Source organism: Nostoc sp. TCL240-02, assembly GCF_013343235.1.
In the GTDB taxonomy this organism is placed as follows: Bacteria; Cyanobacteriota; Cyanobacteriia; order Cyanobacteriales; family Nostocaceae; genus Nostoc.
This window is the reverse complement of record NZ_CP040094.1, coordinates 1,219,994-1,239,429: the sequence shown is the minus strand read 5'-3', so window position 1 is coordinate 1,239,429 and position 19,436 is coordinate 1,219,994. Positions and strand designations below refer to the sequence as shown.

General features: G+C 41.3%; 25 protein-coding genes and 1 pseudogene. 13 read left to right on the top strand and 13 right to left on the bottom strand.

Going from position 1 to position 19,436, the window contains the following annotated elements:
- Positions 1–207: 207 nt before the first annotated feature.
- Positions 208–1,062, bottom strand: a complete 855-nt coding sequence (locus FBB35_RS05585) for a PD-(D/E)XK nuclease family protein (protein ID WP_174708835.1) — start codon at positions 1,060–1,062, stop codon at positions 208–210.
- 146 nt (positions 1,063–1,208) lie between these two features.
- Here FBB35_RS05585 and FBB35_RS05580 point away from each other — a divergent pair, with 146 nt between their 5' ends.
- The 5 genes from FBB35_RS05580 to FBB35_RS05560 all read left to right on the top strand — a co-directional run bounded on the left by FBB35_RS05580 (position 1,209) and on the right by FBB35_RS05560 (position 4,247).
- Complete coding sequence (locus FBB35_RS05580; protein ID WP_174708834.1) at positions 1,209–2,624, top strand: phosphoglucomutase/phosphomannomutase family protein; 1,416 nt, start codon at positions 1,209–1,211, stop codon at positions 2,622–2,624.
- Positions 2,625–2,710: 86 nt separating this feature from the next.
- Positions 2,711–2,986, top strand: coding sequence for a LapA family protein (locus tag FBB35_RS05575; RefSeq protein WP_174708833.1), 276 nt, complete (start codon positions 2,711–2,713; stop codon positions 2,984–2,986).
- A gap of 82 nt (positions 2,987–3,068) precedes the next feature.
- A complete protein-coding gene (locus tag FBB35_RS05570; protein ID WP_174708832.1) occupies positions 3,069–3,335 on the top strand; it encodes a BrnT family toxin in 267 nt (88 codons plus the stop codon).
- A 3-nt stretch (positions 3,336–3,338) separates the two neighbouring features.
- Positions 3,339–3,596 carry a BrnA antitoxin family protein gene (locus FBB35_RS05565; protein WP_174708831.1) on the top strand — a complete coding sequence of 86 codons (258 nt, stop codon included), beginning with the start codon at positions 3,339–3,341 and terminating at the stop codon, positions 3,594–3,596.
- Positions 3,597–4,094: 498 nt separating this feature from the next.
- Positions 4,095–4,247, top strand: coding sequence for a type II toxin-antitoxin system HicB family antitoxin (locus tag FBB35_RS05560; RefSeq protein WP_174708830.1), 153 nt, complete (start codon positions 4,095–4,097; stop codon positions 4,245–4,247).
- A gap of 26 nt (positions 4,248–4,273) precedes the next feature.
- Here the strand turns inward: FBB35_RS05560 and FBB35_RS05555 are convergent, their stop codons facing one another.
- From FBB35_RS05555 to FBB35_RS05545, 3 genes are all read right to left on the bottom strand, one after another.
- Positions 4,274–4,990 (bottom strand): hypothetical protein, encoded by a 717-nt coding sequence (locus FBB35_RS05555; RefSeq protein ID WP_174708829.1) that lies wholly within the window; start codon positions 4,988–4,990, stop codon positions 4,274–4,276.
- A gap of 149 nt (positions 4,991–5,139) precedes the next feature.
- Positions 5,140–5,862 carry a Uma2 family endonuclease gene (locus tag FBB35_RS05550; RefSeq protein WP_174708828.1) on the bottom strand — a complete coding sequence of 241 codons (723 nt, stop codon included), beginning with the start codon at positions 5,860–5,862 and terminating at the stop codon, positions 5,140–5,142.
- Positions 5,801–5,977 (bottom strand): hypothetical protein, encoded by a 177-nt coding sequence (locus FBB35_RS05545; RefSeq protein WP_174707952.1) that lies wholly within the window; start codon positions 5,975–5,977, stop codon positions 5,801–5,803. Before FBB35_RS05545 ends, FBB35_RS05550 begins: the two co-directional genes overlap by 62 nt.
- A gap of 299 nt (positions 5,978–6,276) precedes the next feature.
- Between FBB35_RS05545 and FBB35_RS35360 the strand changes: the two genes are divergently transcribed.
- Positions 6,277–6,528 (top strand): DUF4351 domain-containing protein, encoded by a 252-nt coding sequence (locus FBB35_RS35360; RefSeq protein WP_174713530.1) that lies wholly within the window; start codon positions 6,277–6,279, stop codon positions 6,526–6,528.
- A gap of 151 nt (positions 6,529–6,679) precedes the next feature.
- On the opposite strand, the gene FBB35_RS05535 is transcribed toward FBB35_RS35360, so the two are convergent.
- Positions 6,680–8,257, bottom strand: coding sequence for an NAD(P)H-quinone oxidoreductase subunit 4 (locus FBB35_RS05535; protein WP_174708827.1), 1,578 nt, complete (start codon positions 8,255–8,257; stop codon positions 6,680–6,682).
- A 354-nt stretch (positions 8,258–8,611) separates the two neighbouring features.
- Here FBB35_RS05535 and FBB35_RS05530 point away from each other — a divergent pair, with 354 nt between their 5' ends.
- On the top strand, positions 8,612–8,875 hold the full coding sequence (locus FBB35_RS05530; RefSeq protein ID WP_174708826.1) for a hypothetical protein: 264 nt from the start codon (positions 8,612–8,614) through the stop codon (positions 8,873–8,875).
- Between the two features lie 48 nt (positions 8,876–8,923).
- Positions 8,924–9,109, top strand: a pseudogene (locus FBB35_RS05525) (hypothetical protein); the annotation flags it as partial.
- Positions 9,110–9,184: 75 nt separating this feature from the next.
- Here the strand turns inward: FBB35_RS05525 and FBB35_RS05520 are convergent.
- On the bottom strand, positions 9,185–9,412 hold the full coding sequence (locus FBB35_RS05520; protein ID WP_254625828.1) for a type II toxin-antitoxin system MqsA family antitoxin: 228 nt from the start codon (positions 9,410–9,412) through the stop codon (positions 9,185–9,187).
- The gene (locus tag FBB35_RS05515; protein ID WP_174708825.1) at positions 9,409–9,696 is read right to left on the bottom strand and encodes a DUF4258 domain-containing protein; all 288 of its coding nucleotides are present in this window, start codon (positions 9,694–9,696) and stop codon (positions 9,409–9,411) included. The genes FBB35_RS05520 and FBB35_RS05515 overlap by 4 nt, the downstream gene beginning before the upstream one ends.
- Positions 9,697–9,818: 122 nt before the next feature.
- On the opposite strand from FBB35_RS05515, the gene FBB35_RS05510 reads away from it, so the two are divergent.
- The 4 genes from FBB35_RS05510 to FBB35_RS05495 all read left to right on the top strand — a co-directional run bounded on the left by FBB35_RS05510 (position 9,819) and on the right by FBB35_RS05495 (position 13,397).
- Positions 9,819–12,098 (top strand): N-6 DNA methylase, encoded by a 2,280-nt coding sequence (locus tag FBB35_RS05510; RefSeq protein WP_174708824.1) that lies wholly within the window; start codon positions 9,819–9,821, stop codon positions 12,096–12,098.
- A complete protein-coding gene (locus tag FBB35_RS05505) occupies positions 12,095–12,580 on the top strand; it encodes a DNA-binding transcriptional regulator (protein ID WP_174708823.1) in 486 nt (161 codons plus the stop codon). Before FBB35_RS05510 ends, FBB35_RS05505 begins: the two co-directional genes overlap by 4 nt.
- Positions 12,581–12,662: 82 nt before the next feature.
- Positions 12,663–13,052, top strand: a complete 390-nt coding sequence (locus tag FBB35_RS05500; RefSeq protein ID WP_174708822.1) for a hypothetical protein — start codon at positions 12,663–12,665, stop codon at positions 13,050–13,052.
- A 144-nt stretch (positions 13,053–13,196) separates the two neighbouring features.
- Complete coding sequence (locus FBB35_RS05495) at positions 13,197–13,397, top strand: hypothetical protein (protein ID WP_174708821.1); 201 nt, start codon at positions 13,197–13,199, stop codon at positions 13,395–13,397.
- Here the strand turns inward: FBB35_RS05495 and FBB35_RS05490 are convergent.
- The 6 genes from FBB35_RS05490 to FBB35_RS05465 form a co-directional block, all read right to left on the bottom strand.
- On the bottom strand, positions 13,394–13,627 hold the full coding sequence (locus FBB35_RS05490) for an addiction module component (RefSeq protein WP_174708820.1): 234 nt from the start codon (positions 13,625–13,627) through the stop codon (positions 13,394–13,396). The two genes, FBB35_RS05495 and FBB35_RS05490, sit on opposite strands and share 4 nt — an antisense overlap.
- A gap of 17 nt (positions 13,628–13,644) precedes the next feature.
- Complete coding sequence (locus FBB35_RS05485) at positions 13,645–13,800, bottom strand: type II toxin-antitoxin system HicA family toxin (protein WP_254625973.1); 156 nt, start codon at positions 13,798–13,800, stop codon at positions 13,645–13,647.
- A gap of 32 nt (positions 13,801–13,832) precedes the next feature.
- Complete coding sequence (locus FBB35_RS05480) at positions 13,833–14,024, bottom strand: type II toxin-antitoxin system HicB family antitoxin (RefSeq protein ID WP_094339619.1); 192 nt, start codon at positions 14,022–14,024, stop codon at positions 13,833–13,835.
- Between the two features lie 59 nt (positions 14,025–14,083).
- The gene (locus tag FBB35_RS05475; protein WP_174708818.1) at positions 14,084–16,186 is read right to left on the bottom strand and encodes an NAD(P)H-quinone oxidoreductase subunit 5; all 2,103 of its coding nucleotides are present in this window, start codon (positions 16,184–16,186) and stop codon (positions 14,084–14,086) included.
- A gap of 245 nt (positions 16,187–16,431) precedes the next feature.
- A complete protein-coding gene (locus tag FBB35_RS05470) occupies positions 16,432–16,818 on the bottom strand; it encodes a co-chaperone YbbN (protein WP_174708817.1) in 387 nt (128 codons plus the stop codon).
- A gap of 414 nt (positions 16,819–17,232) precedes the next feature.
- Positions 17,233–17,955, bottom strand: coding sequence for an NnrU family protein (locus tag FBB35_RS05465; RefSeq protein WP_174708816.1), 723 nt, complete (start codon positions 17,953–17,955; stop codon positions 17,233–17,235).
- A gap of 212 nt (positions 17,956–18,167) precedes the next feature.
- Between FBB35_RS05465 and FBB35_RS05460 the strand changes: the two genes are divergently transcribed.
- On the top strand, positions 18,168–19,181 hold the full coding sequence (locus FBB35_RS05460) for a LysR family transcriptional regulator (protein ID WP_174708815.1): 1,014 nt from the start codon (positions 18,168–18,170) through the stop codon (positions 19,179–19,181).
- Positions 19,182–19,436: the final 255 nt, after the last annotated feature.

Sequence of the window (19,436 nt, the reverse complement as noted above, 5' to 3'; positions counted from 1 at the left end):
CAATATAAAATATCAGGATGTTGGGTTACGCAATGCCTCCAACGCCACTTGCTACAACGCGGGGAACCCGCGCAACGCAGTGGCTCCCCAACCTACAATTGTTTTCGCAACATCTAGGTTGTCTGATAGAAGAGAATCAGACCAGTAAAAATACGAGTATTTAGTAAGTTGTTTTGAAAATTGAACCAAGATAAATAGGTAAATTAATTAGCTATTAACTCTTAAACTGGGCATTGGATATGATTGAGTTTGCTTAAAATCGGCAAACTCACAGATGGAATTAAATGGACAAAAGCGGCAGTGAGAGCCAGGATTTGGAGGAAAAATTTTACTAAAATTAGTAGTTTTTTCCTGATATTTTTGCAAATCGTGCTGGTGCTTGTGGGCAATATTAGCTAACTCAAATTTTAAAGATTCTAATTCGTAATTATTGATGCTAATTAACTCAGACTTTTTACATATTTCTAAATTATAAAATGATGCGACAGCTTCGTGTCCAGGGTAAAGATAACGAGCAGCTAGCAAATAAACTAATGCCTGTCGTTTGTCAAAAGCTGACTTACCTGTTTTGAAATCTAAAATATGTAAAGTCCTATCAGATTCAATGAAAACACAGTCCATAGCCGCATATAACCGAAAGCAATAATCCTCTTGCTCAACTACTATTGGCTTAGGAAAGCCTTCATCACCCGGAGTTAATTGGATAATATCTTTATCCAAAAGCAACGGCGCATCATGATATTTTTGCAAAATTTGCAGCACGCGTTGCTGGACTTGAACGCTTGAATTGCCTAATTTAAGTAGCTGTGCAACTCTTTCTACACCATCTGATTGCTTCAGCAGATGCCTATGATGATGAAACTCATAAACACCTTTTTGCGCGAGTATACCAATGCGCTGGGGTGCAGTGGCTTGCGCTAGCAGTGCTTTGACTTGTGGTTCGTGTTGCCGTGCTTTGATAAACCCCCGTCTCATCTGGCAATGCCAGCGTTCTTGCCCGGTCGCTGGGGCAACTAGAGACCAAAGGTGATAACTGGCAAAAGGTCGATCGGGGGTTGACATTGCTCAGAAACAGTGAGAGAAAATACGGTGGGGAGAAGTTTAAACTAAGCCTTACTTAGAAAAGAACTTCGGAGGATAGTTGCTGCTACACACGCTTTGCAGGAAGCTTTTATAGTACTGATAATGTACGGGAGCAAGTGGCAAGAATGTCTAGCAAGATAAAATTTGGTACTGATGGATGGCGAGGGATTATTGCCGATGACTTTACTTTCCCCAATGTGCGAAAAGTAACAAGAGCAATTGCCACCTACTTGGAAACAGCCTACACAAAAGATAGACCAGTACTTATTGCCTACGATACTCGCTTTTTAGCTGACCAGTTTGCCAAAACTGCGGCCCAAGTACTGGCAGACTTGGGTTGGACTGTGAAAATTACCGTTCGGGATTGCCCCACACCAGTAATTGCCTACAATGCCCGTTACTTAAATTCCGCAGGGGCGTTAATGTTTACTGCTAGTCATAATCCAGCACCTTACTGTGGAATTAAATATATACCCGATTATGCTGGGCCTGCCACTCCAGAGATTACTGATACTATTGTGGCAAATATAGAAAGTGCATCGGATGAGTTACCTGGAAACAACCCATCAGGTTCAATTTCAATTTTCGATCCGAAACCTGATTACCTGCAATTTATCTACACCCTACTTGATATAGAAAAGATCAAAAGCGCTAATTTAAAAATAAAGTACGATGCTTTGTATTCTACCTCCCGTGGCTATTTAGATGAAGTTTTACAACATAGTGGTGTTCAGCTAGAAAGTTTCCACGATTGGAGAGATGTTTTATTTGGGGGTGGAATGCCAGAACCCAAAGGAGAACAATTGGTTGAATTAGTGGAAGCTGTAGTCCGAGATCAAGCTGATTTGGGCTTGGCAACGGATGGAGATAGCGATCGCTTTGGTATTGTTGATGAACAAGGAACTGTCCTCACTCCGAATACTGTGTTGTTAGTTCTAGCACGTCATTTAATTAAAAACAAAGGTAAAACTGGCGCGATAGTCCGCACTGTAGCGACAACCCACCTGTTGGATAATTTCGCTGCTAAAAATGGGCTGCAAATTTACGAAACATCTGTTGGTTTTAAATACATCGGTGAAAAAATGCGGGAAACTGCCGTATTAATTGGTGGAGAAGAATCAGGCGGTTTGAGTATTATCGGGCATATTCCAGAAAAAGACGGGGTTTTAGCAGATATGCTGGTGGCAGAAGCGATCGCTTATGAAGGTAAACCTCTGAGTCAGATGGTTAAAGAAGCGATCGCAGAAGCTGATGGGCCACTTTACAACAACCGCCTAGACTTGCACCTCACAGAGGCGCACAAAACGGCCGTTATCGACTCCTTTACTAAAAATCCGCCTACAGAGGTAGCAGGAATTAAAGTCAAGGAAGTGGGGCGGAAAGACGGTATTAAGCTGTATTTAGAAGAAGGTAGCTGGATTTTACTGCGTCCCTCCGGTACAGAACCACTGGTGCGCGTCTACCTAGAAACCAACACTCCCGAAAAACTCACCCAAATTGCCCAAGAGTTAGAGAGTGTCATTGCTAAATTAGAGGGATAAGAATTAGCAGTTAAAAGTTAAGATTTGTAAATTAATAATTCTTAATTCCTATTAACAGTTATCTCACTCCTAACTTTGCTCAAAGTATGAAAATTGCTCCTTTTTTGACATCCGTAGTTGTAGCGGTTTGGGTAATCGCGATCGCAATTATTTCAGTCCAAAATGCCACACCCGTATCGTTAAAATTCTTAACATTCCAATCGATTCAGATACCAATGGGTTTAGTGTTAGCTTTTAGTGCTTGTTTGGGGTTAATTGGCATGGCACTGCTGCAACCTCTTTGGGGACTAGCTGGTATTGGACAGCGTAATTCTCGATTAGAAGACGATGCGGAATTTTTTGTTGATGATGAAGATTTTTGAGGCTTGAAAAAACATACAGAAGTAAGCCAGTTAAGTACTCTTCATCTGCTAATATGCACATTCGTGCATACAATAGATTTAGATGGCGTATCAGTGGGATAGGGATAAGGCAGCAGCCAATCTTCGCAAGCATGGCGTTGACTTTGCTGATGCAGTAACTGTATTTTCTGACGATTTAGCAATTACCATCACAGATGAACGTTTTGATGAAGAGAGATTTATCACTATTGGGATAGATGCTTTCAATCGAGTTTTAGTAGTTGTGTATACATGGCGCAATGATGAGATTCGATTAATTTCTGCCCGCAAAGCTACGCGCTATGAACAAAAGCAGTATGAGGATGGATAAGTGATGGAAGCTGAGTATGATTTTAGCGAGGGCAAGCGGGGAGCGATTGAATCAACACCAACAGGCAAAACTCGAATTACAATTCGTCTAGATGATGAAGTACTAGCATGGTTTCGTGACCAAGTTCACGCAGCAGGTGGAGGAAATTACCAAACTTTGATTAACGATGCCTTGCGTGAGTACATTCAGCAGCGCCGTGAACCGTTAGAAGACACATTACGGCGAGTATTGCGAGAGGAACTTGAGCGCATCGGAAAATGAAGATATTTTGGCTTAAACTATGCACCTGATCAATAACGGCTATGAGCGCAACTTATAAAGCAGATTTTAACTTGTGGATTGAACAGACAGCCCAACTATTGCGATCGCATCGATAGTGGCGATCGCTATTATCCTCAAAGCTTTTGTAGCCCGTAAGCCTCATACTACATGAAAAAAGCCCAGCAACGTAGGCTTTTTTAGAAAGTTTTGGGAGAGCGATCGCGCTGTTATAAAATCAAAACGTCCATTCGTGATCTGGATCATCTAGGGCAGCGCGAACAGAAGCTAAATTTGCAAGTTCTTTGAATGGGCAGGATTTAGCTATTTCTGTGATTGAGTTTAATGTAAGGGCTAGTTGTTCATTATTGCCGGATGCGATCGCACCTGTGGGAGGCTAAAATCTCAATGTAATGGACAAGCGATGTCTACGACGGGCTACGCCTACGCACTCGGCTTGACGCTAAAATATTAGTCGCAATCTTGTAGAGATGATTAGCGATGAAAATTAAAGCAGTTATCTGGCAAGAAGATGGTGTGTGGTGTGCTTCTGTACCTGCCCTACCAGGATGTCACACTTGGGGAAACAGCTACGAACATCTGTTAGAAATGCTACAAGATGCAATTCAAGGTTGGTTGGAAGTTGCTAGTTAACGGGAAAAACTTCACAGAATCTAAGTTTAGTAACTTTGGGTTAGTTGTAGCTTCAAGTAATCAATAAAGTCCAGAATTTCTGTATCAGTGAGTTGTAGACGCGATCGCTTGCCATATTTCTGCTGCAAATATTCCCTTCCCTGCTCTGGAGTCCAATTTAATTGAGCTAAATATGTGTCAGTTTGAGCTATAAAAACATCATGCGGTTCAGGCGTTTTTATATTGTCAATTGTTTCTGATTGAGATTGATTTTTATATTGATTAAAATTATAAATTTTATTAATTTTTAAACTTACTCTTTGTCCTAAAGCTTGCCAGTCTAATTCCTTATTTCCATCCCAACTAACACCTACAGAACGATAATTTATTGGATCGTAAATTTTACAAAAAACTACATTACTATCTCCAGGACTAACGGCGATCGTTAGTGAATTACACAATTCTTTATAAGTAAGGGTATCTAAAGATAACAATAAACTTTTAGAAAAGAAAGAGTCGCTACCTGAACGGATAATATAAGGTTTATCTGCCAAAATATATAAATCGTTTTTTTCAACTGGCCCGAATTTAGTTTCAACCTTTTTATTAACTTCTATTCCTGTAATTACTCCAGTCAAAGCTCTCTCATAAATTGGGATGCGTTTTTCATCTTCAGCAAGCATATACCAGCAGTGATCGGCTTCTTTGCTGACAAAAACATATTGAGGTTTTGGGACTGCTCCAAATCCTAATTTAACTTCCATATTTTTGATGCAGGTTTTGATAAATATATTTATTTAGCAACAAGTCATTACGATTTGTACCGTTAAGCTATTAGTTGCTTATAAATATAATTCCCTACCCAGGAAGCTAATTAACATTAAGACAGTAAAAATTACGAAATTTGGTGAATCTATAACAAAGTTTCTGGATCGAGACCAAGCGCATTCAACCTTTCAATTAACATTTTCACTTTTTGTTCTGCTTCCACTCGTCGCTCTTCTTCAAAAGCTGCGCGTTCTTCCGCTTCCCTAATCCGTTCTTCTGGTGTGAGCAATTTTTGCCCTTCCTCGTCATACCAGTAAAGCCATTCCCGGACTATACCTTGATAAATTCCCCGTTCTCGCCCAATTCCTAAACCAATTTCTGGTAGCCAAACGGGATTTCCTGACATTAAGATATATTCCCCATCAACTAGGTGATACACCTCCAAAGGCGTCTTTTTCCGGCGAAGGGGACTATACACAACATAGTACAAAATTCCTAATTCTTTAGCATAGAGTTCTTTCTTGCTGCTATGTTCTTCCCGATAAATTTGAGAAACAACTTCTAGTGCTAAAATTGGCAGCTTTTTTTCTTCCCACAGCACATAACTTAAGCGTAAGTCCTCATCAATTACACGTTTAACTCCTAAGCTGAGAAACCCATCAGGGACAATGGCTGGTTTGTCTGGGTGATAATAAATACCCATATCAACACCAAAAAACCAATCCCAACGATCGCACCAAACTAAAGCCAGTGTCGTTTTCAGTAAGCCGGGAATTAAATTTTGGACTTCATTATCCACAGGGGTATCATTTGAGTCGGGTAGCTCTTCGGAAGATGGCAAACAATGTAGTGGATTGTAGTTTAACATGAGCGGTTTTGCCAAATCTGATTCTAAATAGATTGTAGGTAATCTCTTGATGTGCGATCGCAGCGCCAGAATAAAGAACCATTTTTAGCGATGCCGAATAGCCTGTCGTAGCCATAGCTTCTCTTTATTTTCAGTATTGAAAAGCAATTGCAAGTGTAATTTTCTAATTAAGTAATTTTTTGGTACTGACTATGAGAGTGTCTAACCCACAATAGCAAAAAAGGGTGGAATATTGTTCAACTAGAACATTCCAGAAGTCGCAGAGTATTCAATTTCATGGTGAATTTGGTAGCTGGGCTGATTAGCTATACCTACCAAGAGAAAAAGTCTTTTCTCAACCTTGACTTCGAAAATATGGCGTAGCTGGAACTTAGCTGATTTTTAGCCCAATTTTTTTCTGAATCGTACTTAAGTATCAGATATGTCACTACAGAGCCATTCACGAATTTTAATCAAACACTTTTTAGAGGTTTTTTACCATTATTTTTAAGGTTATTACAAAGACCATTGGGAGAATTATCACCACAATTGCAAAAACACATGCAATCTATTTCTTTAAATCAATTAGAAACCCTTGGCGAAACTTTGTTAAATTTTACTACTATGGAAGATTTACTTCATTGGTTGCAAACAAATCTATCAATCAGCTTAATAATCTATTTTTAGAATAATTGTAAAAAATACATTTATTCATTTACCCCTCATACAGTTTTTTTATTGTTACCCAATTAAAACGTTTGAATTGAGTAACAAAAAGGGCAGGTACAAAACCCGCCCTCAAAGCAATAAATGTTTAAACTAAACTATCGATCGCAACTTAATTACCAATTTTCGGCGCACTCAAAGAAACTTTTAGGGTTTCATCTTTTTGCTGTGCTAATGTCGGCACTGAATCACGCAATCTTGCAGTCAATTGTACAGTTGTCGCGTCATACATTTGAGTCAGCAATTTTGGATAGAAACCAATCCCAATAATTGGAATCAACAAACAGGCAATGATAAATACTTCACGAGGTTCAGCATCTATCAAAGCTTGGTGAGAAACTAATTCCTTGTTCTCTTCTCCGTAGAAAATTTCTCGCAACATCGACAGCAGATAAATCGGAGTTAAAATCACTCCCACTGCCATCAAGAATACTACAATGACTTTGAAGGTAGAGCTATAAGCATCGCTAGTAGCAAAGCCCACAAATACCATCAATTCTGCCACGAAACCGCTCATCCCTGGCAATGCCAAAGAAGCCATTGAGCAGGTGGTGAACATGGCGAAAATCTTCGGCATTCTCTTCGCAACACCGCCCATTTCATCCAGCATTAGGGTGTGAGTGCGATCATAGGTTGCGCCAACCAGGAAGAACAAACTCGCCCCAATTAACCCGTGGGAAACCATTTGTAATACTGCCCCACTCAATCCCAAATCGGTGAAGGAGGCAATACCAATCATCACAAAGCCCATGTGAGAAATTGAGGAGTAGGCAATTTTTCGCTTCAGGTTTCGCTGGGCAAAGGATGTTAAGGCAGCGTAGATGATATTAACTACCCCCAAAACCACCAACACTGGTGCAAAATAAGCGTGGGCATCGGGGAGCATCTGGGCATTCATCCGAATTAAGGCGTAACCGCCCATTTTCAAGAGAATACCTGCTAATAACATGTGTACGGGGGCTGTAGCTTCACCGTGGGCATCAGGTAGCCAGGTGTGCAAGGGAATAATCGGCAACTTGACGGCGTAAGCAATCAGGAAGCCAGCATAGAGGGCTAGTTGGAAATTCAGGGCAAAATCTTTTAAGGCGATCGCTCTCATGTCAAACGTCACCGTATCGCCGTAAAATCCCATTGTCAGGGCAGATAGCAAAATAAACAGCGAGCCGCCAGCAGTGTATAAAATGAATTTGGTTGCTGCATATTGCCGCCTTTTACCTCCCCAAATCGACAGCAGAAAGTATATCGGTACTAGTTCCAGTTCCCACACCAGGAAAAATAACAGCATATCCTGGACGGCGAACACGGCAATCTGACCGCCATACATCGCCAAAATCAAGAAGTAAAATAGCTTGGGCTTGAAGGTGACAGGCCAAGCTGCTAAAATCGCCAGCGTGGTAATGAATCCAGTCAAAATAATTAGGGGCATGGATAAGCCATCTGCCCCTACTGACCAATTCAAACCCATTTGTGGTACCCAGGGGTAACTTTCCACCAACTGCAAATCTGGATTGGAGAAATCATACCCAGTATAAAAAGCATAAACAATTAGTGCAAAATCTATCAGCCCCACGATAAGGGAGTACCAGCGCACTGTTTTGCCTTCTTTATCAGGAATGACGGGAAGAAGTAGCGACGCGGCTATCGGAAACAGAATAATCGTCGTCAGCCACGGAAAATTAGCTATATTCATCACAATTCGTCTGCTATCAAAATCATGTTTGGCAAAAAGTCACTAGTTATTAAGTAACAGCTTTTTGGGGATTTCGTCTTCCTCGTTAGGTTGATTTAATTAAATTGGCAATCCCTCGTTTCTCCTGTTGGGAGTCTCTTTTGACCTTTGGGCGTGCGGAATGTAGGTTGTGATACTCCCGGTCAGGTCAACAATTTACCCTAAAAAAGTTGGTAAATTATAGCTTAGGGGTGCGATGTCTACGACAAGGCGCTCCGCGTCTACGCGTAGTCCAACTCTAAAAATACAAAATGCGGTTTGGTAGTTGAAAAAAGCAATTTGGTGCAAAAAAGCATAGCAGGAGAACTAAACATAATGATAATCGCACAAATTGAAAATCAGATTCGTTATGTCACTAACGTAAATGGAGAAACAACTGATGTACTCGTCCCTGTAGAACTTTGGCAACAGCTCATAAGTTCCATAAATTCTGATAACGTCAGTGGTTTAGCTTGGATTGATGAACAAGAGCCAAAAGCACAAATATTAGCTGATTTGCAAGAGTCAGTGCGACAAGCAGCAGTAGAACAAACCTTCCCAGTTTCAGAGCTTTGGGACTACAGTAAGCGATTTGATTGAGTTTTTTTAGTAAAATAGACAGGGAAAATTGATAAAGGAAATTAGATTATGTCATCTCCAGCGATCGCTACTGTAATTAAGATGATGGAATCTTTATCTGAAGATGTGCAAGAAAGAGTTGCAGAACATCTCCGAGAGTACCTGGAAGATTTGCAAGATGAATTGAAATGGAATAAATCATTTAATAAAACTCAACAACAACTGATTGCATCTGCCCAATCTGCTAAAAGAAAGAGAGATTTCGCAAAGTTTACCTTGAGCGATCGCGTAGCCAAACCCATCGCTAAAGCAGAAACGCCAATAAGAAAACTAAGCTGCATATCTAAGAATCTCCAACTCTGCTCCATTATTAATAGCTGACTCTGCTTTTTGTAAAACCTGTTCGGTAACAGCATCACTTAAATAATATTCACCGCAGTTATCACAAATCTCTGCTGGAACTTTTTTTAAAACAATAATACATTCATCTCTTTCTAATGTCACAGTTACTAAACCTGGTTTAGTGTCTCCATGCTGACAAATTACACATTTCATCATCTTTGTTTCCTAGTTTTAAAACCATCTAACCAAATATTAGCATCAGGAATATAAGCTGTTACTACATATCCTATATCTGTAGCTTCATCGTAAGAAAATACAACATGAATCGGTTTACCTTCTATAAAATCCAATATGAGATAACTGGGGTAGGGTATATCATCAGGATTTTCTTCTATCACTTCTCCATAAGAAATCGCAGCTTTTACTTCTTTTTGACTGATGCGACGATAAAACATTTGCTGGATAGCATGACGGGAGAAAACTAGATTGTCACAATACATGAATTATTTTTTTAATTGTAATTAGTGATAAATTTATTATTTTACTAAATGTTGGGCTTCTATTGGCCGCGATCGCATATCATTTATCTACTGTGTAGTCTGTCTCCCATAGCAATAACTTCATGCCTTTCTCCGATTTCACTAATCCTTACCAGAATCCGGCTAACATACCACAGAAGTATCGCCAGTATATAAATCTACAGAAGTTATTTAAAGCCGATGGTTCTTATGTACGTCCAGCAGAAGACCCTGTGACGATGTGGGCGCTTGAGATTTTAGTAGAAGAGTACGGTGTTCCACTAGAGGCAATGGAACTAGAACTAAATGCAGATTTTGCTGAGGGAACTTATCAAGGCGGACGACGCTATCAAGGACGCGCAGATGTTGTAGTTTATGATGACCGCTATGCTGATTCTGTAGGTAATTTGGATGTAGCCTTCATTATGGTGGAGGCTATGGAACCAAATAAAAAAGTTGGCGGGACTGAAGGAGAAGGTTGGGTAGATCATCTTAACCGACTCAATGCTTACATGAGTGCTTCACCATCTGCCCGTTATGCGATTTTAAGCAGTGGTAAGCATACAGTAATTTATCGTCGTGACCTTGACTACCCACGCAAGTTAGAACCTATTGGCGATTTACCTAAATATGAAAGCGCCCGTGAAGCCGCACAGCACAGCCCTTATACTGTAATCCTTAATCCCAGTGAACCAGATGGGATTCAGACAGGACTCACGCCCCTAACCCGTGATAGGTTTCGGGAAGTTTTGGGAGATACACGATCTGGTTGTCACTCTATTCTGAGAGATAACGAGGGTTTGCAGCCACAAGAAGCTGTTGATGCAATGGTTAAATTCTTGTTTGCTAAATGGTATGACGAACAGGCAACAATAGACTTGGTAAAGCAAACAGGAGAATCACGGGCTTATGTATTTAGTGTTAGTAATGAAACTGATCCAGAACGTTTATTAGTTCAAGTCAGAGATACTTTTGAGAAAGCGAAGCAATGGGAACGAGAAACACTAGCAAAAAAATTTGGTGCTGATTTGAATGCGCGTTTGGCTTTTAATGAAGCTGATGTGCTGCAATTTAAGCCTCATACCACAATGGAAATTGTTAAGCGTTTACAGCCTTGGAGTTTGCGAAAATCTTCAGCAGATGTCAAAGGTGGGGTGTTTGAGGATTTTTTAAGTAAGACTTTCCGTGATGATTTGGGGCAATATTTCACACCTACACCAGTAATTAATTTAATGGTAGGTATTTTGCAACCTACAGTAAATGATTATGTTGGTGATCCTGCTTGTGGTTCAGCGCGGATGTTGACGCACGTTTTGGATTATGTGCGTAAGCAGGAGTATGCAAAAGCAATAGCAAATAATGGTGGTAGTGCTGAAGGGATTAATCTTGAAGAACCAACCCAAGAGTTTATCAAGTTTCGAGATAATCATTTATTTGGTGCTGAATATTCTCGAACTGTGATGCACATAGCGCGAGTTAATACTTTAATGAATGGCGCACAATATGCAGATTTAAAGGTAATGGATTCGCTGGAGCCATTGGGTAGCATTACAGGAGGAATTACAGAGGGGCTTCCAGAATGTCCTGGGTTTTACATGGGAGGGTTGACAATGATTTTAACTAATCCTCGATTTGGTTCTAAAGTGACAAATGAAAGTGTTTTAAAAGACTTTGCTGGACGAGATGGAGTGACAAAGAAAAAGGGCAAGGTTGTTCCAAGCCTACCGCAAGAAGTAGCTTTTATTAATCGTTGTCTAGAATTTCTTGCACCAAGAGGCAAGTTAGCGATTGTGTTGCCTGATGGAATATTAGCAAATATTTCAATGCAACATATTCGAGAAAGAATACGGAAACTGTCAAATGAGGCAGAAGCTATATTTCAGTATATTGATATTTCCAGTATTAATATTAAGTTAGGAACGGTTGAGAGAGCTATAGAAGTTACTGAAGCAAATGCGCCTAGCCGTGCGAGGCAAGTTGTTTATACTGGAGATATTATTGTATCTACAGTACGCCCTAATAGAGGAGCAATTGCACTGATCCAAAATGAAATGGAAGGTTTTATTTGTTCTACAGGATTTACTATTATTCATTCAACAGAAAAAATAAGTTCTGCATATCTACATTTGGCTTTACGATTAAGCACCACCCTTGAACAATTTAGGCGACGATCTGCGGGTTCGTCATACCCAGCTATCTTAGAAAGTGATATTAAAGAAACGCTTATTCCTGTTCCTGATAAAGAAGTTCAAAACGAAATAGTTACGGAAATTACCCAACGCTCCAATAAAGCTAAAAGCCTACATACTCAGGCTGAAAACTTAGTTTATGAAGCAAAAGCCCGTATTGAACGCATGATATTGGGAGAGGAAGATGTGACATGAAGGAGGGGAGTAAATATCAGCCACTCCTTGAATTTTTGCGTGGCAGTGAGCAAAATGAAATAACTCTATCATTTGCTGAAATTGAGAATTTAATAAAAGACACTTTGCCCAATTCAGCGAAAAGTAAACGGGCGTGGTGGAGCAATCGCAGTAAAGGTGCGTTACAAGCTTCAGCCTGGATAGAAGCGGGGTATCGGGTTGAAGATGTTGAATTTGATAAGCAGCAAATCAAATTTTATAAACCTCCTAATAACTTTCAAGTTCAGCTTAAAGGTGACACTGTACTGTGGAATGGCGAATTAATCAAAGCACTGCGTCTTCACATGGGTTTAACACAGGCAGAGTTTGCAGAAAGGCTAGGTGTCTATCAGCAAACAGTCAGTCAATGGGAAATTGCAGCCTATGAGCCAACCCTAGCTACATCGAAATACCTAACCTTAATTGCGGATCAAGCTGGATTTAAATATAGAGACAGAGGCTAAAGGTCAAAAGAACTTTTGGTCTATTTGTTGACATTTTACAATGTAGACTTTATTTTTGTTAATATACAATCTACATTGTAAAATGAATATTCAAAACACCGAACCCAAAGCCCTCTTCCTCTCCCCCGACGGCAACGTATACCCCGATAACCTAATTTGCACTGGCATCATCCCCGCAGAACTCGACGGTAAACCCTGCCCCCATTCCCAAGCAGGGCGCTTTCCTGGGATTAAACCCCTCAATCCTGAAGACTCAAACTACACCATCGACAAAGGAAAACCAGGCGACCTCTGCCCAACCTGCGCCAAACAACAACTTGCACACCTGGGACACTGGCAAGGTCACAGAAATCAAATATTCCCTGAAGAACTGCTATTACTGCGCTTATTCAAGTGCCGGATGTGGCTATGGCTAGTTGTCCCAGGACTTCACGACCATGATGCAACCCAGCTTTTACCACAAAATCTATGAGATGAGAGTGTTTAGAAGCGATGAAAACACACTCAAACTTACAGCAACCCCGCAACAAAAATACAAATCTTGTCAGAAGCCAGCAAATAAGTTTCCGAGGCTTCCTGCTGGCTCTTGGCTCCCTAACAAAAGGAGACATTCACCATGATAAAACCAGTTATTGTCCAAAATCATCCTTGGGTGATAGTAAAAACTGTAGTGATTACCCAATCTCACACCGTCGCCCGTTTTGCTAACCGCCAAGATGCAGACGACCATTTAAGATTTTTGCGTCGAACTATTCCCAATGGAGGTTTTGATATTATGTTTGAACCGCCAGATGTAAAAGAAGACTTGAATATTTAACAAAATTTAGGGGGTTTAAATCCCCTACTAATTGATTTCTGAATTCTATTCTCGACTAATTCAGTAAAAGATGCACGAACTCGTTGAAACACTTCTTCAGCCCAACTAGCCGCAATTTCTTGATCTATTCCACTTTCTTGACCCAATCTTTCCAGTAATCTTGCTAATAAAATCACTTGAGAATCTTTTGAAAGTGCAAGAACTTCGGCTTCAAGCTGTTCAAGGGTCATAGTGAGTACCTTTTATTCTAAGCATTAGCCTGCTTCATCGTTAAGCATCTTAATAATATGTTTTGCAAGTTCTCCTTAATTTCCCTATGTCTAGGAACAGCTTGAGATATTTTTGTTATTGGATTCTGATACCAATCATGCTTGCCACCATGACGAACGAAGATACAACCCATTTCTTCAAGTTTACTGATTAAGTCTCTTCGTTTCATGAAACTTCAAGTTCTGCAACTCTACGAATATTTTGGATAGTTCCACTTGTTAATTCATTGTAAATATCGAGTAGATTTTCTCTTAACTCCTCTTCAGTTTCACCTTGAGTCCAATAGTCGGGATATTCTTCGAGATAACCTAACCACATATCATCATCTTGCCAGTAAATGTATTTCTTCTTTATCATTCGCCTATTAGCTACTTTTAAAAAACTTAGGGGTGGACAGCCGCCCACCCCTATTAAAATCAGGTAACACCAAAGACAATCACTAAGCCCAAAACAGCCCCAAATACAATCAAGGCATAGAATTGAGCGCGACCGTTTTCTAGGTACTTCAGGCCTTCACCGCTAACAAGGGTGAAAAAGCCTGTGAGGTTAACAGCACCATCGACAACGCGGAAGTCAACTTCCATAACTTGTCTAGCTACGCGACGCAAGCCGAGGACAAAAACCCGATGGTAAATGTCATCAAAGTACCACTTGTTGAGGGATAACTCGTAAAGTGGTTGGATTTTAGCAGCGATCGCAGCCGGATCAATTTTACGGCGCAAATACATCAGCGAAGCCAGGGTAATCGCAATCAAGGAAATTCCGACTGAGGCACCCGCCATGATGTAGAATTCCGTCGGATTGAACTCGGCAGCCTTTTCTATAACTTCGGAGAGAGTTTCGCTAGGAGGAAAGATAAACTCTTCAAAATAATTGGCGTAGGGTGTTCCCACCAAACCAATCAAAATAGAAGGCACTGCTAGCAGTGCCAACGGCAGCGTCATTGTCCACGGCGATTCGTGGGGGGAGTCGCTGTGATGTCCGTGGGAGTCATGGGAATCATGATGCTGACTAGTTGCCGCCAATTCTCCTTTCTTCATCGCCCCAGGCCCAAAATTCGGGACTGGTTCTTCTGACTCTAATTCCAGGACAATTGTCGCCGCAGCACTCTTGAGTTTTTGCTTGATTTTTTCGTCAGTACCCCGGAATTTGCCTTCAAATGTCATGAAATACATTCTGAACATATAGAAAGCAGTAATCCCAGCAGTTAGCCAGCCAATCATCCAAAGAAATGGGTTAGCCTCAAAAGCCTTCCCCAAAATTTCATCTTTTGACCAGAAACCAGCAAAAGGTGGAATCCCAGAAATTGCCAAGCAACCAATCAAAAAGGTAGTTGCTGTGACGGGCATATACTTTCGCAGTCCACCCATCAAGCGCATATCTTGGGCTAAGGCGGGGTCGTGACCGACAACACCTTCCATACCATGAATTACTGAACCTGAACCCAAGAACAGCATCGCCTTGAAATAGGCATGGGTCATTAAGTGGAATAGTCCAGCACTGTAGGAACCTATTCCCATTGCCATCACCATGTAACCAAGTTGGGAAATGGTGGAGTAAGCCAAGCCCTTTTTGATGTCATTTTGGGTAATGGCAATGGTTGCCCCCAAAAACGCCGTAAACGCCCCAGTAAAGGCAATGACATTCATTGCTGCTGGAACGTCTTCAAATACTGGGTACATCCGGGCAATGAGGAAAACACCCGCCGCCACCATTGTTGCCGCGTGAATCAAGGCAGAAATGGGGGTGGGGCCTTCCATCGCATCTGGTAGCCAGACGTGGAGGGGGAATTGGGCTGATTTCGCTACTGGGCCTAAGAAAACTAAAATCGCCAACAGGACAGCTAGAAAATTACTGATAGAACCTGATTGCACGAGTTCAGCGAGGCGATCGCCCATGATATTAAAATCAAAGCTTCCTGTCGCCCAGAACAGCCCCAAAATGCCGAGTAACAGACCAAAGTCGCCTACGCGGTTGGTCACAAAAGCTTTTTGCGCGGCATCCGCTGCTGACTTGCGATCATACCAAAAACCGACCAACAAGTAGGAACACATCCCCACCAGTTCCCAGAATATATAAACTTGTACTAGGTTGGGGCTGATCACCAAACCTAACATTGAAGAGCCAAACAAACTGAGATAGGCGTAAAACCTCACGTAACCGGGATCGTGAGCCATGTAGCCATCGGTGTAAACCATGACTAAACAGGCTACCGTTGTGACAATCACCAGCATTAGGGCTGTCAGGTGGTCAATAGTGTAGCCCATGCTCAGGTGAAAATTACCTGCTGCCGCCCATTCAAAGGTGCGGAGATAAGGCGCATGTCCTTGAATTTGACTCCATAACAAGGCAAACGACAGTCCCATAGCTGCTGCCATCATGGAGATAATCACCACAGCGTTAAGCTGCCGTAGGCGGTTTGTCACCTGATTCAACGAGATTAACCCTAGACCGACCAGCATCGCCCCAAAAAGAGGGAACACCGGAATCAGCCAGGCATACTGATAGATTACTTCCATCACTGACGCCTACTTTTAGAATTCTTGATTTAGCGTGTCGAAACTGTTAATAATTGTGACACACACCCTTTAGGATAAAATAACCCACCCAAGACTGATTGGGTGGGGTGTTAAGCATGGTTTTAGATTTGGGCATTGGGAATTGGGAATTGGGCATGGGGCATTGGGAATTGGGAATTGGGAATTACACTTGCCTCCCTGCCCTCTTGTCCCCTCATTTTCTCATGCCCCATGTCCCATACCCATCAAGCAGACCGACGCTCTAAGTCCACTGTTTTTGAACTATTGTAGATTTTCGCGTAATTGCTGTAGCTGGCTTTAATGTCTTCTAAAGCTAGACGTAAATCTTCTCTGCCGCGAAAGCCTTCTAAGCGATGGCGAACAGTGCCATTTTGAATCAGTAGTAAAGTTGGCAGTGACTTTAGCCTATAAGTAGTAGACAATTTAAAATTTTGATCGGCGTTAACCCCAACTAATTTAATTTCGTCCCCACATTGGGCTTGAAATTGCAACAACAGTGGGTGGATAATCCGACACAAGCCACACCAAGGTGCTTCAAAGTTAACTAAAACAGGAATAGGTGATTCTAAAACTTCTTGAGTAAATGTCCGTTCACTAACCGACAACACCATGACGCCTCTTGGATTATAAGGTTTTTATATCAAATTACTTATCAGTACTGAAGTGAAGGATTGGTAAGTCAGTAACTGCTGATAGATGCTTTCAGGAACCAAATCTCAGGACACAGAATAATTGGGCAAAAATTCTGCGAGTTGATGTGTCTCTGACGTAAAAAGCCACTGCGACTCTCACTGTGGCTTTTTCGGATGTTAGACTCCTGATTGCTTTGTCCGCCTGGGATTTGACTGTGACAATTTGCTACTCCCAAGGAAAGACAACGGGTCTTCAACTACCAATATAAAATCTTAAGCTGACTAAACGCACCCCCATTGATAGATGTTTGAATTTATCCTACATTGATTCGGGGCAATTGATAAGTAGAAATTTCAATCTATTTGGGATTTTCTGCTGACACTGGGGATCGCTTAAATTTCCCATTTTATTCTACCAGTTGCTTCCATCAACAGAGGGTGCGACCACCAAAGCAAAGCTATAAAAATGGCAACTCCCAAATAAGAAGGGCGAAGAAATTCCTGCCATAAGATAGATTGACGGCCGTCAATAATTGCTTTAAAGGGAATAATTGAAGTCCGTTGTTTGGCAATTTCAAAGGCTTCTCCATAGCGATCGCTTAGACGGCGATCCCCATGCCAAACCCCAAACAAGTGATGCAACACCAATCCAATGGAAGTCACAAGGGTAAAGGTAGTACCCAGCCACAGAGTATGGGCAACACACCAAATTATTTGTCCCACCATCTGGGGATGACGGGTAATTCGAATAATTCCGGTTTCGTAGAGATGAACTTGGGGCTTTTGAATGGCAGCAATTTCTAGTAGATTGAAGGTAGCAGGATATAAAAACAAAAACGAGATTGCTGACAGCAGCCAAACAAATTCTCGTACTCCTGGCACTCCTTGTACCTGCCAAAGTTGCAAACCATCATAACGGTGCCCAAAAAAGTAAATAATTAATATCACAGCCAACGGGAGGCTGACTAATGCAAAGAGAATGCGATAAAGCCTTGGGCCAATATACTTTTCTGCCCAAGGACGCAAAGCAGCGCCTCCACTGTGAGCGATCGCAAAAACTATTTGTAACCCCAGTATGACAAAATGACTGGGTGTCAACCAAGAAATCAGCAGCATATAGACGGGTGAAGTAATTTAAAGAAAATTGAATTCAGTACAACCAATACCACAAAGTATTCCAAAGGAGACTTTAGTCAAGATGTTGTGCTACTGTCCTTTTCGAGTCAAGTCTTCAAGTTTAATATGCAACAAATCATACGCGGCTGATTGCTGCCAAAGTTTATTTGTTGTGTGCATCCGCTCCTTTCAATGTTTGTGGGTTGAGCCTTATGTCTGACCTTCCTTTCACTTTAGATCAGTTACGGATTTTAAAAGCGATCGCACAAGAAGGAAGCTTCAAACGTGCCGCCGATAGTCTTTATGTCTCCCAGCCTGCCGTCAGCTTACAAGTCCAAAATCTCGAACGGCAGCTAGATGTCCCTTTATTCGACCGTGGAGGACGACGTGCCCAATTAACGGAAGCAGGACATCTACTCCTAAATTACGGTGAAAAAATCCTCAGTCTGTGTCAAGAAACCTGCCGCGCCATTGAGGATTTACAAAATCTCCAAGGCGGTACGTTAATTGTCGGTGCTTCTCAAACCACCGGCACTTATCTTTTGCCTAGAATGATCGGAATGTTCCGACAAAAATATCCAGATGTGGCAGTGCAATTACACGTCCACTCTACCCGGCGGACTGCTTGGAGTGTCGCTAACGGACAAGTTGATCTGGCAATAATCGGCGGTGAAATTCCTGGTGAACTATCAGAATCTTTGGAAGTTATTTCTTACGCAGAAGATGAACTAGCGCTGATTTTACCTGTCTTTCACCCCTTTGCTAAACTTGAAACAATCCAAAAAGAAGACCTATATAAATTACAATTCATTGCCCTAGATTCCCAATCGACCATCCGTAAAGTGATTGACCAAGTGCTAGGACGCTGTGAAATTGATACCAGACGTTTTAAGGTTGAAATGGAACTAAATTCCATTGAAGCAATTAAGAATGCCGTGCAATCTGGTTTAGGGGCTGCTTTTGTTTCAACAAGTGCGATCGCAAAAGAGTTACAAATGGGTGTTCTGCACCGTACCCCTATTGAAGGGGTAGTCGTCAAACGCACGCTATGGTTGATTTTTAATCCTAATCGCTATAGATCCAAGGCAGCAGAAGCCTTTAGTCAAGAAATTTTGCCCCAGTTTGCTAACCCTGGATGGAGTAAAGATGTGTTAAAATTAGCACAAAAAAACATCGTGGTAACTACATTGGATATAGCAATACCCGCCTCCTCTGGCGAAGACTAAAATCTGGTAACACAATTTTAAATTTAAGATTTTGGATTGATACCATAGGAAAAGTGGAGCTTGAGATCATGAAATTATTTGATTCATCTCCACGAATTAATTCAAGGGTATAAAGCCAATATTTTAGATTTTGGATGGGAAATTTTTCCTTAACTCCAAAATCTAAAATCTAAAATCTAAAATTAGTTAAGGTTATTAGTCCTTTGTTTTTGTAAATGGCCAATACTTCTCTACGAGAGGCTGCGCCAACGACTA